Here is a 12601-nt window from a genome sequence, read left to right as displayed (position 1 = left end):
TGACCGTGGAGATGCGGCCACAGAGCGTGGCCGCAGGCTTACGCCAGAATGCCGCTCAGGCCATGTAGGCTCATGTAAATTCCTACCACGGTAATCAGCGCAGCGGAGATCCACGGTGCCTTACGGGAGAATTCGCTAAACCCGGGCCAGCGTTTGGTCGCGTGCTTGAGGCTTAAGGCGGCAATCGCGCCGGAAGCGACCAGCGTTAACGCCAGACCAATACTGAAGCTGAACACCAGAGTCGCGCCGAGGGCGAAATGCTTAAGCTGCAGGCAGATCAGCAGCACGGTGATGGACGCCGGGCAGGGGATAAGTCCGCCGGTCAGGCCAAACATCATAATCTGTCCGGTGGTGACATTTTGACCGCTGAAGCGGCGGTTAATATCCTGCGCGTGAGCGCGCTGGTGGGCGTCCTGCCACTCTTCTTCAATCAGCGTGTGTTCGTGGTGATAATGATCATGATGGTGGTCATGGTCATGGTCGTGGTGGTGATGGCTATCATGGTCGTGATGATGATCGTGCGGCTGGCTCTCTTTCCAGGTTCGCCACGCCATCCACAGGGCGATCGCAACGATCAGCACCCCGGAGATCAGCTGGAACCAGGGTTCGGACGTATGCGCATCCCAGCCCCGACCAAACCATAATCCCGCCATCGCAACGAGCCAGACCACCGCCGTATGGGAGAGCGTTGCCGCCAGGCCAAGCAGTACCGCCTGTTTCAGCGTGCCGCGGATGGCAACAATAAAGGCTGCCATCATTGTTTTTGAATGGCCCGGTTCCAGGCCATGCAGCGCACCGAGCAGGATAGCGCTGGGAACAAACAGCCAGGCATTGCCCTGCTGAAGAAGTAAAGCAAAATCGGTCATGGGAAATTCCGGAGTGGAAAGCGTGCGGAGATACTACTCCCCCCCAGTAGCTTAATACTACCCCCCAGTAGAAAAATACTCAGGGGGAGTAGAGCGTGATATGCTTTAAAAGCCAAAAAATTAGGGATACAGAGATGTCACATACCGTTAGAGACCAGAAGATGTTACTGACTCGCCTGAAGAAAATTCAGGGGCAAAGCACCGCGCTGGAAAAAATGCTTAACAGCGATCACGAATGCGCCGAGGTGTTACAGCAGCTGGCGGCGATCCGCGGGGCGGTCAATGGCATGATGATGCAGGTGATCGAAGGGCATTTAACCGATCACGTGGTGAAAGAGCCTGAAGAAGCGCAGCGTGAAGCCGATCTTGGCGTGGTGTTGCGGGTGATCAAATCCTATCTCAAGTAGCGTGCGTGCCGAGGTTATTTTCTGCCCAAAGAATAAATTCCGTTTTTGGCAGTGCCTTGCTGTAGTACCACCCCTGCCCGTACTGCACGCCGTGACGGTGTAGCCAGGCGAGCTGCCCTGCGGTCTCGATGCCCTCCGCCACCATCGCCAGCTTCAACGACTTTGCTATTTCAATGATGTGCGGCGTCACGTTTTTATACTCCAGCGCATCGACGAACGATTTATCAATTTTTAGCGTGTCGACGTCCAGATCCTGCAGATAGCTCAGGCTGGAATAGCCCGTGCCAAAATCATCAATATAGACAGGGTGGCCTGAACGGCGAAACGCTGCGATAGCCGGCGCGCTAATTTTGGGATCGGCAAAGCCGCGCTCGGTGAGCTCAAGGGCGATTTGTCGGGGATGTATTTGCCACTTATTCAGTAGCTGACTCAGTAAAGGTGGAAGGATGCCGGAGGTTAAATCGGCAGGGGCGAGGTTAATGGAGATATGCTGATCGGGATGGCGTTGCAGCCAGTGGCCCATATCTTCAAACACCTTTTCGATGACTAACTGCGTCAGCTGCGAGATGAGCCCCGTTTGCTCGGCAAGGGGGACAAAAATATCCGGCGAGAGGCTGCTTCCGTCTGGCTGCGGCCAGCGCGTCAGCGCTTCTGCGCCCACAATTTTTCCGCTACAGAGCGCCACGATGGGCTGATAGTGAACCACAAAATCCCGGCTGTTAATGGCGTCAAGCAGGCGATTGCGAGGCGACTGGATACGACGCAGGATCCGCAGGACAAACAGCGCGGCGAGCAGACTTATTAACATGCCGAACGGTAACCAGAAAAGAAGCTGCCGGTGCCAGGTTTCAGCCAGCGGTTTGAGCGTTGCCCATGCGACGACGGTAAATCCAAGCTCAGGTACAGACTTCATGACGTACATTGAACCGTTGTACTGCACGCTTTTGACATCCCGCTCCTGAACCATGTCGCGGATGTGAGAATTGAGCTTACTGCTGCTGGCGAATATGCGGTGTGTTGTAGTGCCTACCAGGGCGGCATCAATCGCTATCTCGCCGAAAGGGATAACGTCCACCAGCGAGGCAGGATCGACCATGACAAGGTAGTGGCCTTTTCCCAGCACTGCCATGTAGCGGTTAAACCCAAGATCGTTTTGCGTGGTCAGCCATGCGCTGTAACCATCTTCGGTAATGCGCATCGGAGGAGGGAAAGGGGGGGCATGACTGGTTTGCTCGAGGGAGGAGCAGAGCGGCTGAAGGTTATCGATATAAATCACTTCCTGAACATATCGCCACGAAAAAGCGACCCGGCGCATCTCTCTTAACTGCAACGGGCTACACGGCACCCCTTCAAAGGCCTGCAGGTGATCGAGCGCTTCTTTTGCCTGATCCACAACTCTGTCGGTTCTTACCAACACGCGTGATGCATAGTTATCCAGCGCATTGGCAAACTTATCTTCCGCCTGGCGATGGGCCAGCCAGATGCTCAGGCAAATGGGAACCAGCACAGAAAAAATAAGTATGCCAGTCACCAGACTGACCAGATGTCGGGTTTTCATGCTGTCGTGTCCTTCCTCGTATACCCGTTCCTGGGCATTGAGTTCCTTGCCTGAAGAGAAAGATTTTACCGCGAAATGATATAGTTATAGCACGTGGGCAGCCAGGTTTTCATTTTATCTCAGGCAAACGAGAAAATATCGCCCGGCGAGAGGGGGTTGTTTTTTCGAACTGGCCTGGATATTATTTTGTTATGTTATAACAAAACGCAAAGGATTTACGATGAAGCCTGATATCCATCCAGCCTATCGCACCGTGGTATTCCACGACACCAGCGCTAATGAATACTTCAAGGTTGGCTCAACCATTAAGACCGACCGCGAAATTGAACTCGACGGTGAAACGTATCCGTACATCACCATTGAGGTTTCTTCAAAATCGCACCCGTTTTATACCGGCAAGCAGAAAACGTTCTCCACGGACGGTAGCGCCGCGCGCTTCCGCAAGCGTTTTGGCGGTTTTCTCAATGCGAAGCGGGGCTAACCATGCAGGTACTTAACTCATTACGCAGTGCAAAGCAGCGTCACCCGGATTGCCAGATAGTCAAACGCAAGGGACGCTTATACGTGATTTGCAAATCTAATCCGCGCTATAAGGCGGTTCAGGGACGTAAAAAAAGACGCTAGACGCGCGTTTCTCGCCAGCTTTCCAGGGATCTTTTCTGTTTGCCATCGGCAGTAAAATTGTCGGTGGCAAGCCAGCTTTCAAAGGCGCTCGCCAGCGCCGGCCACTCTTTGTCGAGAATAGAAAACCAGTCGGTATCCCGGTTACGGCCTTTTATGACCAGCGCCTGGCGAAAGCGCCCCTCAAACTGAAAGCCCAGACGCAGCGCCGCTTTACGGGAAGGCTCGTTCAGGCTATTGCACTTCCATTCATAACGTCGGTAGCCCAGGGTATCGAACACGTACCGCATCAGCAGATATTGCGCCTCTGTCGACCCTGGCGTGCGGCTTAACAGAGGAGAGAAGTGAACGTGCCCCACTTCCACGACCCCGTTTTTAGGATCGATCCGCATCAGGGACAGCGTCCCGACAGGAGACTCGGTCTGGTTATCCATAACGGTAAAGTGGATGGGATCGGATAACTCACTTACGCTCGCCACCCATTTGGCAAACTCTTCTGCGGTGGCATCGGGTTCACGCAGTAGCCACGTCCAGCTGCGGGTATCTTCGGCCAGGGAATAGGCGGAGAACAACGCGTGGGCATGCTCCACGCGCAGCGGCTCAAGCCGACAATAGTGACCCTGAAGGACCACCCGGGACGGGTGTTGACGAGGTTGCCAGTCGTTAAGGGCTTCACCTACAGGCTGTCCAAACTCATTGAATGTATTCATGTTTATTTCCATGTCGTTGAAAAGAACTCCAGATTAGTGAATTGCTGGTTCCTTAAAAAGAACCACCAGGCTATGTTTTTCTGGTACCACTAGGAGGAAAGATGAATATACCGGGTGATGAGCTTTACACTTTGCTCCATGCTGCGCTGAAAAAGCGTGGGCAAGAGACGCTCCAGCGCACGCTCTATCATGCTTTGCGGGAGGCGATACTGTGCGGCAGGCTTCGGTCCGGCAGCCAGCTGCCCGGTTCGCGAACGCTGGCGCAGCAGATCTCGGTTTCCCGAAACACCGTCAATGCGGCGCTGGACCAGCTCACGCTCGAAGGTTATTTGCTGCGTAACCGTCAGGGGACACGGGTGGGGCAATTCGCTCATCGTACGATTGCCCGAACGCTGCCGGAGCCTGACGTCAGGCTGACAAAACGTGTCGCCCTGCTGCCCGCCCCTGTGCCGCGCGATACCCCTGTGATGGCGTTCACGCCGGGAACGCCTGCCATTAACTATTTCCCCTTGCCGCTGTGGCGGCGATTGTACGATCGTGTTCTGCGCGAGGAGGGAAGTGCCCTGTTAGGCTATGGTGACCCGGCCGGTGAACCGTCTCTGCGGGCAGCGATTGCCCGGCATCTCGCCTTGTCCCGCGGTATCGACTGCGACGCCAGCCAGATTGTGCTCACCGAAGGTGCGCTCGAGGGGGTCAATCTCTGCACGATGATGTTAAGCGAGCCTGGCGATGTCGCCTGGGTAGAAAACCCGGGCTATAGCGGGGCAAAGAGTGCGTTTGTTAAAACCGGCCTGGCGATGACGGGGATACCGGTTGATGACGAGGGAATGTGCTGGGAAGGGCTGGATGCGCCTGCCCCCTCAATGATCTTTACATCGCCTTCGCATCAGTTCCCTTACGGGAGCGTGCTCAGCGCGCGGCGGCGGCTGGCGCTGCTTGACCTGGCCCGGCAGCACAACGCGTGGATCATTGAAGATGATTACGACAGCGAGTTCCGTTATGCCGGTGAGCCCGTACCGGCGATGCTGGGAATGGTCAACAATGCGCCCGTTGTGTATCTGGGGACGTTCAGTAAAACGCTGTTTCCGTCACTTCGCATGGGGTTCATGGTGTTACCGCCAGCGCTGGCTAAGGCGGTTCGTCCGGCCATCGGCTCGCTGTTGCGGGGTGGGCATCGTGCCGAACAGCGCACCCTGGCGCTGTTCATTGAAGAAGGTCATTACGCCCGCCACCTTGCCGCCATGCGTCGGCTGTACCGTAAACGCTACCGCCAGCTGCGGGAGGTGCTGGGCGCCGAGCTTCATACTCCGCACCGCATTCTGGCAGGCGAAGGTGGGATGCATCTGACGCTGGCGATAGACGGTATTGACGACCAGAGGCTGGTGGCGAAGGCGAGAGCGTTTCAGCTGGCACCCGCTGCACTGAGCGGGTATTACCTGGAGGCGAAGCAGGGGCAAACCGGGCTGGTTTTAGGTTACGGTAATACCTCTGCTTCTCAGTTTGCGCCGGGGATCCGACGTCTGCAGGCGTTAATTACGCAGCAGCAGGGCGAGAAAGGGTAAAGACATCATAGAATGAGAGCTGTCCTTTGGTGGAGACCATTTTCTGCAGCTTCTCTTTTTGCCCGGCTTCAACTGCCGGAGAGTGCATGATGTTTTCGATCAGCTCCTCTGGCACGTAACGCGTGTTGTACCATTCGCCGTTATAGCAGACCCGAAAATCGAGCACGTCGATATCTTCGTAACGGTAGCGCGGATTCACGTCGAAAAAGAAAAAGGCGTTAAAGACGACAAACAGTACAACCAGCAGCCAGACGGAGTCCACCAGCGTTTCGGACTTCAGCATAACAATAAGCGTCGCCAGCCAGGCGGCATACATGGCGACAAACAGGCCAGGATGTTTGCGAATAAAGCTAATGCTAAAGCGCGGGCGATTATCGCGCTTTTCGCGGAGGTTAAGATCGTCGATGGTGGCGGTAAGCAGGCGCTGTATCTCGGTCATTTTTTGCCTTCATGAGAGTTGACAATACAGGGTGTCTGCCAATTTTAGGGGAGCCATCAGGCTGAAAAAAGTAACAGTCTGGCGCTAAAAGACTATAACAGTTGACTCCCCGCGACTTCACAGCGCTTTGATAATTTTTGCCGGGTTGCCGCCAACGACGACGTTAGCCGGGACGTCTTTCGTCACGACCGCGCCGGAGGCCACCACCACATTATCACCAATGGTGACGCCAGGGTTAATGACCGCCCGGCCACCAATCCAGACGTTATTTCCAATATTGACGGGTTTTCCAAACTCCACGCCGCTGTTTCGCTCCTCCGCATCCAGCGGGTGGGTTGCCGTATAAATATGAACACCCGGCGCGAGCATACAGTTATCGCCAATATGAACAGGGCAGACATCCAGCATTACGCAGTCGAAGTTAGCGTAAAAGTTTTTGCCCAGATAAATGTTATATCCGTAGTCGCAGCGGAAGCTCGGCTCTATATAAGCGCCTGCGCTTTGTCCGAGAAGTTCCGCCAGAATGTTCTGGCGTTCTGTTTTTTCATCAGGCGCAGTGTGGTTATAGCGGTAAACCAGATGGCGGGCCCGCAGTCGGTCAGCCCGTAATGTCTCATCGCCGGGGCGATAATGTTCACCGGCAATCATTTTCTGTTTTTCTAAGCTCACTGGAAACCTCTCTGGATGTTATTACCGCAGATTAATCGGAACTGGCCAGAAGGGGAACGTTCCCGGAAAGCCGATGTGACCATCGTCACAACATTGCTGTTGTTGAACGCGTTTTACACGGAGACCTGGCGTACGCACAGGGGGCATAACGGGATAGGTAAAACTCAGAACGAGGCGTAGAACTCTACAGACACCCTTCAAAGATTAACGGACAAATTTCCACACAGAAGTAGGGATTTTGTCATACAGCTTATTCATTGTTAGTTCAGCAAGACGATGGTCAGCGGCTGAATAAAATACCGCCAGTTCATTATCAGAAAGCTCGTATTTATTCTTTTCAATGACGCGTTCAAGCGTGTCAATTGACTGACAACGTCGTAAGCGCATCAAATAATCGATCTTTGTGAGTGGTTTATCAGACATAAATTCACCTTAGTAATTGTAATAATTTTAACAGGAAAGACTCACCGGGTTAGCTCTGCTCACGTTGACGAAACAGCGGAATAGCCGATTTCCCGATTTACGCCATTTTTGCAAATCCTGAGCGTTAATGCCGTAACTACTGAACAACATAAAGGTGTCGTCCAGGTATTCATCAATTTGCTCGATGAGCTTATTATCTTCATTGTACTTAATTTTATAATTAAGTGCGAAGGTTGCGATATGCTCTATCAGCTCATTCAACTGTAAATTGATGGCAGACGTTGGATCGTTTACCCAGCCATGGTTACTTTCATCAAGATTGGCAAGGCAGTCATGGTACAAGGATTCGCAGAGAAATTTCAACTGCGCGATATCATGCCTTTTTGGCGAGTACTCGTCCATAGCGCATCCCCTTCTGAGTGATTTCTTACTCACCGAACATCATTGTCGGGATGGATACAACTGACTTAGCTACATGAGTGCTGTGTTCCTGATAACCTAACTATAAGCCACTCCTTCCTGGATTTCATCGCGCTATTACGAAAAATTACAAATAAAACCGCAGGCTGGGGGCTTGAACGCAAATGGTCGTCCTGGACTCAACGTTTTTATCCAAATTAACGACGGTGCTTTATCGCTTCCTTACGTTTCATTGGCTTAGCAAAAATGATGAGAAAAGTTCAGATTAAGACTTATCTTTGTAAGAACTTCTTATTAGGAATATTCCTAATACTTTAAGCGGGGAAATGAAATTAAAAAAATCCCAATTTCACCGATTAAGTTATCAGTTAATTATGATATGTCTATTTAAGATGGCAGAAAATAAATTGAACCACAATAAGCGTAATTTATGATTTTTTCTGAAAATGAAAAAGGCCGCTAATGCGGCCTTTTTATCATGTGAAACCGGTATCAGTGAGGTTCTACCGAATGACTGTGTTCAACATCTTCATTCTTTCGGCTAAAGCGGCGGCGAACCACCACGAAGAACACCGGTACGAAGAAGATGGCCAATACGGTCGCGGTAACCATACCGCCCATAACACCAGTACCTACTGCGTTCTGCGCACCGGAGCCCGCTCCGGAACTGATAACCAGCGGCAGTACGCCGAGGATAAACGCCAGTGACGTCATCAGGATCGGGCGCAGACGCATACGAACCGCCTCAAGCGTCGCCTCAATAAGACCTTTGCCTTCTTTCTCCATCAGATCTTTGGCGAATTCAACGATAAGTATCGCGTTCTTCGCCGACAAGCCAATGGTTGTCAGCAGGCCTACCTGGAAGTAAACGTCGTTGGTCAACCCACGGAACGTCGCCGCAAGCAGCGCACCGATAACCCCGAGTGGAACCACCAGCATAACGGAGAACGGAATCGACCAGCTCTCGTACAGTGCCGCCAGACACAGGAAGACCACAATCAGTGAAATGGCGTACAGAGCAGGGGCCTGGTTACCGGACAGACGTTCCTGATAGGACATACCGGTCCAGTCATAGCCGATACCCGCAGGCAGTTTGCTCGCCAGCTCTTCCATCAGGTTCATGGCTTCACCGGTGCTTCGGCCCGGTGCGGCCTGACCCAGGATCTCCATAGACGGCAGACCGTTATAGCGTTCCAGACGCGGTGAACCGTATTCCCAGCGTGACGTTGAGAACGCCGAGAACGGAACCATCTGACCATTGCTGCCGCGCACGAACCAGCTGTTGATATCGTTCGGCAACATACGGTACTGCGCCTCTGACATCACGTACACTTTCTTCACACGACCGCGGTCGATGAAGTCGTTAACGTAGCTACCGCCCCAGGCTGCGCCGAGCGTGGTGTTGATGTCACTGATGGATACGCCCAGCGCCTGAGCTTTCTCCTGATCGATGTCGATTTTGTACTGCGGCGTATCTTCCAGGCCGTTTGGACGTACGCCGACCAGCAGGTCAGGGTGTTTAGCGACTTCACCAAACAGCTGGTTACGCGCCTGCGTCAGTTTCTCGTGACCGAGGCCACCCTGGTCAATCAGCTGGAAGTCGAAGCCGGTCGCGGTACCAAGTTCAACAATCGCTGGCAGGTTAAAGGCGAAGACCATCGCATCTTTAATCTGCGAGAAGGTGCCCATTGCACGGCCGGTGATGGCTTCAACCTTGTTCTTTTCGCCCGGACGTTCAGACCAGTCTTTCAGAGAAACGAAGGCAATACCGGTGTTCTGACCACGACCCGCAAAGCCAAAGCCGTTAACCGCAAACACGGATTCAACGTTGTCTTTCTCTTTGGTGAGATAGTAGTCCGTCACTTCATCCAGCACTTTCTGGGTACGCTCTTGCGAGGCACCTGCCGGAAGCTGCGCCATCGTCAGGAACACGCCCTGGTCTTCATCCGGCAGGAACGAGCTTGGCAGACGAACGAACAGGAAAGCCATGCCCACCACGATGATGATATAGAGCAGCAGGTAACGACCGGTGCTGCGCAGGATGTTACCCACGCTGTCGGTGTAGTGGTGCGTGCTTTTATCGAACATGCGGTTAAACCAGCCGAAGAACCCTTTGTGCTCGCCGTGACCGCCTTTCTGAATCGGCTTCAGCATGGTGGCACACAGGGCAGGGGTCAGGATCAACGCCACCAGCACCGACAGCGCCATCGCGGAAACGATGGTAATGGAGAACTGACGGTAAATCGCACCGGTAGAGCCCCCGAAGAAGGCCATCGGAATAAATACCGCAGACAGCACCATCGCGATACCGACCAGCGCGCCCTGGATCTGACCCATCGATTTACGGGTCGCTTCCTTCGGCGGCAGACCTTCTTCCGCCATCACGCGCTCGACGTTCTCGACCACCACGATGGCGTCATCCACCAGCAGGCCGATGGCGAGCACCATCCCGAACATCGTCAGGGTGTTTATCGAGTAGCCAAATATCGACAGGATCGCAAAGGTCCCGAGCAATACCACCGGCACGGCAATCGTTGGGATAAGCGTCGCGCGGAAGTTTTGCAGGAACAGGTACATAACCAGGAAGACGAGGATGATCGCCTCAACCAGCGTCTTAACCACTTCGTGAATCGAAATTTTGACGAACGGCGTGGTGTCGTACGGGTAAACGATTTTCAGACCTGACGGGAAGAACGGCTCCATCTTCTTCAGCTCTGCGCGGATCGCCGTGGCGGTGTCCAGGGCGTTAGCGCCTGTCGCCAGTTTGATACCCAGACCGGAAGCCGGCTTTCCGTTAAACTTCGCGATGATGTCGTAGTTCTCACCGCCCAGCTCGACTTTCGCCACGTCGCGCAGGCGAACCTGCGAACCGTCCTGATTCACCTTCAGCAGAATTTTGCTGAATTCATCGGCAGAGGTCAGACGGGTCTGCGCGATGATCGAGGCGTTAAGCTGCTGGCCCTTCACCGGCGGCGTACCGCCTAACTGACCGGCCGCTACCTGGGCGTTCTGCGCTTTAATCGCGCTGATCACGTCAACCGGGGTCAGCTGGAAGTTGTTCAGCTTGTTCGGATCCATCCAGATACGCATCGCGTACTGGGAACCGAAGAGCTGCACGTCACCCACACCGGAAGTACGGCTGATGGCGTCCTTCATGTTGGCGCCCACGTAGTCGGAAATATCCTCCTGCGTCATGGTGCCGTTGGTGTTGATAACCCCGACAACCATCAGGAAGCTGCTGGACGATTTCTCGACGCTCACGCCCTGCTGTTGTACTTCCTGCGGCAGCAAAGGCATCGCCAGCTGCAGTTTGTTCTGCACCTGAACCTGCGCAATGTCAGCATCCGTACCTGACTGGAAGGTCAGGGTGATCTGCACCGTACCGGTAGAGTCACTGTTTGAGGACATGTACATCAGGTTATCGATACCGTTCATGTTCTGTTCGATAACCTGGGTGACGGTGTCCTGCACCGTTTTCGCATCAGCCCCCGGGTAGGTTGCGGAAATTGTCACCGCCGGTGGCGCAATCGTTGGATATTGCGCGACAGGCAGCTTCAGGATCGCAAGTCCCCCGGCCAGCATGATGATAATGGCGATCACCCATGCAAATATGGGGCGATCGATAAAGAAATTAGGCATGTCTTAACGGCTCCTGTTTAAGTTAAGACTTGGTTTGTTCTGACTGGCCAGCGGCCGAAGCTTGTTGTTTATCGTCAGATTTCACTTCCTGTGCTTTAACCTGCGCGCCAGGACGAACTTTTTGCAAACCAGTAACAATCACGCGATCGCCATCTTTCAGACCTTCCGTCACCAGCCATTTATCGCCAATCGCCTGAGTGGCGGTGATATTGCGCGTTTCGACTTTGTCATCAGCCCCAACAACCAGCGCGCTCGCATCGCCGCGTGGCGTACGGGTCACACCCTGCTGTGGAACCAGAAGTGCGGTTGGATTTGTTCCTTCCTCCAGACGTGCGCGAACGAACATACCTGGCAGCAGATTTTTGTCAGGGTTCGGGAAAATCGCACGTAAGGTGATGGAACCGGTGGTCTGGTCGACCGTCACATCAGAGAATTCCAGGGTACCTTCCTGCGGGAACTTGATACCGTCGTTGGTAATCAGCTCCACTTTGGCTTTGCCGTTTTCCTGTTTCAGGGTGCCGTTAGCCAGCTCCTGTTTCAGGCGCAGGAAATCGTTGCTGGACTGCGTCACGTCAACGTAGATCGGATCGAGCTGCTGCACGGTCGCCAGCGCAGTGGTCTGACCGTTCTGCACCAGAGCCCCTTCCGTGACGGAAGACTTACCAATACGTCCGCTGATAGGGGAGGTCACTTTGGTATAGGCCAGATTAATGCGCGCGGTTTCGACGGCCGCTTTGGCTGCCACCACGGCTGCGTTAGCCTGCTGTGCATCTGCCAGGGCGGTATCGTAATCCTGTTGGCTGATGTACTTAGTGCCGAGCAGTTTTTGGTAGCGGTTCAACGTCAGCTGAGCAATTTTGGCCGCGGCCTGTGCTTTCGCCAGGTCTCCCTTCGCACTTTCATAAGAAGCCTGATAGGTTGCGGGATCAATCTGATACAGAGACTCACCGGCCTTCACATCACCGCCTTCGGTGAAGTTACGCTTCAGGATAATACCGCTAACCTGAGGACGCACTTCCGCAATGCGGTAAGCATTTGTACGGCCTGGTAATTCGGTGGTGATTTGTAGAGGTTCAGATTTGAGCGTAACAACGCCTACTTCTGGCGCCTGCTGAGCTCCTTGTTGAGCCGGTTTGTCGTCACATCCTGTTAGCGCTAAGCTGCCTGAGAGCATCAGAACGACCGCCAGAGGCGTTAACCCTCTGTTTTTGTTCATATGTAAACCTCGAGTGTCCGATTTCAAATTGATCAAGGGTCCTGAGTCTAAAACCCATTGCTGCGTTTATA

The 12601-nt window shown here is 53.7% G+C and carries 13 protein-coding genes; 4 read left to right on the top strand and 9 right to left on the bottom strand.

Annotation, left to right across the window (positions count from 1 at the left end):
• Positions 1-38: 38 nt before the first annotated feature.
• A complete protein-coding gene (locus tag F0319_RS01315; protein WP_149366106.1) occupies positions 39-866 on the bottom strand; it encodes a nickel/cobalt efflux protein RcnA in 828 nt (275 codons plus the stop codon).
• A 134-nt stretch (positions 867-1000) separates the two neighbouring features.
• Between F0319_RS01315 and F0319_RS01310 the strand changes: the two genes are divergently transcribed.
• Complete coding sequence (locus tag F0319_RS01310; protein WP_111963398.1) at positions 1001-1273, top strand: metal-sensing transcriptional repressor; 273 nt, start codon at positions 1001-1003, stop codon at positions 1271-1273.
• On the opposite strand, the gene F0319_RS01305 is transcribed toward F0319_RS01310, so the two are convergent.
• Complete coding sequence (locus F0319_RS01305; RefSeq protein WP_111963397.1) at positions 1266-2831, bottom strand: EAL domain-containing protein; 1566 nt, start codon at positions 2829-2831, stop codon at positions 1266-1268. The genes F0319_RS01310 and F0319_RS01305 overlap by 8 nt on opposite strands.
• Before the next feature lie 220 nt (positions 2832-3051).
• On the opposite strand from F0319_RS01305, the gene F0319_RS01300 reads away from it, so the two are divergent.
• Positions 3052-3312: a type B 50S ribosomal protein L31 gene (locus F0319_RS01300; RefSeq protein WP_010428154.1), complete on the top strand. Its 261-nt coding sequence runs from the start codon at positions 3052-3054 to the stop codon at positions 3310-3312.
• Between the two features lie 2 nt (positions 3313-3314).
• Positions 3315-3455, top strand: a complete 141-nt coding sequence (ykgO, locus tag F0319_RS01295; RefSeq protein WP_111963396.1) for a type B 50S ribosomal protein L36 — start codon at positions 3315-3317, stop codon at positions 3453-3455.
• Here ykgO and F0319_RS01290 read toward each other — a convergent pair.
• The gene (locus F0319_RS01290) at positions 3452-4162 is read right to left on the bottom strand and encodes a GNAT family N-acetyltransferase (RefSeq protein ID WP_111963395.1); all 711 of its coding nucleotides are present in this window, start codon (positions 4160-4162) and stop codon (positions 3452-3454) included. The two genes, ykgO and F0319_RS01290, sit on opposite strands and share 4 nt — an antisense overlap.
• Before the next feature lie 101 nt (positions 4163-4263).
• Here F0319_RS01290 and pdxR point away from each other — a divergent pair, with 101 nt between their 5' ends.
• Complete coding sequence (gene pdxR / locus F0319_RS01285; RefSeq protein ID WP_149366105.1) at positions 4264-5724, top strand: MocR-like pyridoxine biosynthesis transcription factor PdxR; 1461 nt, start codon at positions 4264-4266, stop codon at positions 5722-5724.
• Here the strand turns inward: pdxR and F0319_RS01280 are convergent.
• The 6 genes from F0319_RS01280 to acrA all read right to left on the bottom strand — a co-directional run bounded on the left by F0319_RS01280 (position 5696) and on the right by acrA (position 12530).
• The gene (locus F0319_RS01280; RefSeq protein WP_023310598.1) at positions 5696-6163 is read right to left on the bottom strand and encodes a YlaC family protein; all 468 of its coding nucleotides are present in this window, start codon (positions 6161-6163) and stop codon (positions 5696-5698) included. The genes pdxR and F0319_RS01280 overlap by 29 nt on opposite strands.
• A gap of 117 nt (positions 6164-6280) precedes the next feature.
• A complete protein-coding gene (gene maa / locus F0319_RS01275) occupies positions 6281-6832 on the bottom strand; it encodes a maltose O-acetyltransferase (protein WP_111963392.1) in 552 nt (183 codons plus the stop codon).
• 204 nt (positions 6833-7036) lie between these two features.
• On the bottom strand, positions 7037-7255 hold the full coding sequence (locus F0319_RS01270) for an HHA domain-containing protein (protein ID WP_008499287.1): 219 nt from the start codon (positions 7253-7255) through the stop codon (positions 7037-7039).
• A 27-nt stretch (positions 7256-7282) separates the two neighbouring features.
• A complete protein-coding gene (gene tomB, locus F0319_RS01265; RefSeq protein ID WP_008499288.1) occupies positions 7283-7657 on the bottom strand; it encodes an Hha toxicity modulator TomB in 375 nt (124 codons plus the stop codon).
• A gap of 510 nt (positions 7658-8167) precedes the next feature.
• Positions 8168-11314 carry a multidrug efflux RND transporter permease subunit AcrB gene (gene acrB / locus F0319_RS01260; protein ID WP_029741964.1) on the bottom strand — a complete coding sequence of 1049 codons (3147 nt, stop codon included), beginning with the start codon at positions 11312-11314 and terminating at the stop codon, positions 8168-8170.
• 22 nt (positions 11315-11336) lie between these two features.
• Complete coding sequence (gene acrA, locus F0319_RS01255) at positions 11337-12530, bottom strand: multidrug efflux RND transporter periplasmic adaptor subunit AcrA (RefSeq protein WP_023310601.1); 1194 nt, start codon at positions 12528-12530, stop codon at positions 11337-11339.
• Between the last annotated feature and the right edge of the window lie 71 nt (positions 12531-12601).

It is taken from the genome of Enterobacter vonholyi (assembly GCF_008364555.1).
In the GTDB taxonomy this organism is placed as follows: domain Bacteria; phylum Pseudomonadota; class Gammaproteobacteria; order Enterobacterales; family Enterobacteriaceae; genus Enterobacter; species Enterobacter vonholyi.
The sequence above is the reverse complement of the archived record's forward strand: the minus strand, read 5'-3'. Positions and strand labels throughout refer to the sequence as shown.

Excerpts from the sequence above, each read along its gene's own strand:
- F0319_RS01270 (WP_008499287.1), bottom strand. The coding sequence starts at position 7,255 with ATGTCTGATAAACCACTCACAAAGATCGATTATTTGATGCGCTTACGA.
- F0319_RS01315 (WP_149366106.1), bottom strand. The coding sequence starts at position 866 with ATGACCGATTTTGCTTTACTTCTTCAGCAGGGCAATGCCTGGCTGTTT.
- F0319_RS01300 (WP_010428154.1), top strand. The coding sequence starts at position 3,052 with ATGAAGCCTGATATCCATCCAGCCTATCGCACCGTGGTATTCCACGAC.
- F0319_RS01310 (WP_111963398.1), top strand. The coding sequence starts at position 1,001 with ATGTCACATACCGTTAGAGACCAGAAGATGTTACTGACTCGCCTGAAG.
- tomB (WP_008499288.1), bottom strand. The coding sequence starts at position 7,657 with ATGGACGAGTACTCGCCAAAAAGGCATGATATCGCGCAGTTGAAATTT.
- acrA (WP_023310601.1), bottom strand. The coding sequence starts at position 12,530 with ATGAACAAAAACAGAGGGTTAACGCCTCTGGCGGTCGTTCTGATGCTC.
- ykgO (WP_111963396.1), top strand. The coding sequence starts at position 3,315 with ATGCAGGTACTTAACTCATTACGCAGTGCAAAGCAGCGTCACCCGGAT.
- F0319_RS01280 (WP_023310598.1), bottom strand. The coding sequence starts at position 6,163 with ATGACCGAGATACAGCGCCTGCTTACCGCCACCATCGACGATCTTAAC.
- acrB (WP_029741964.1), bottom strand. The coding sequence starts at position 11,314 with ATGCCTAATTTCTTTATCGATCGCCCCATATTTGCATGGGTGATCGCC.
- F0319_RS01290 (WP_111963395.1), bottom strand. The coding sequence starts at position 4,162 with ATGAATACATTCAATGAGTTTGGACAGCCTGTAGGTGAAGCCCTTAAC.
- F0319_RS01305 (WP_111963397.1), bottom strand. The coding sequence starts at position 2,831 with ATGAAAACCCGACATCTGGTCAGTCTGGTGACTGGCATACTTATTTTT.
- pdxR (WP_149366105.1), top strand. The coding sequence starts at position 4,264 with ATGAATATACCGGGTGATGAGCTTTACACTTTGCTCCATGCTGCGCTG.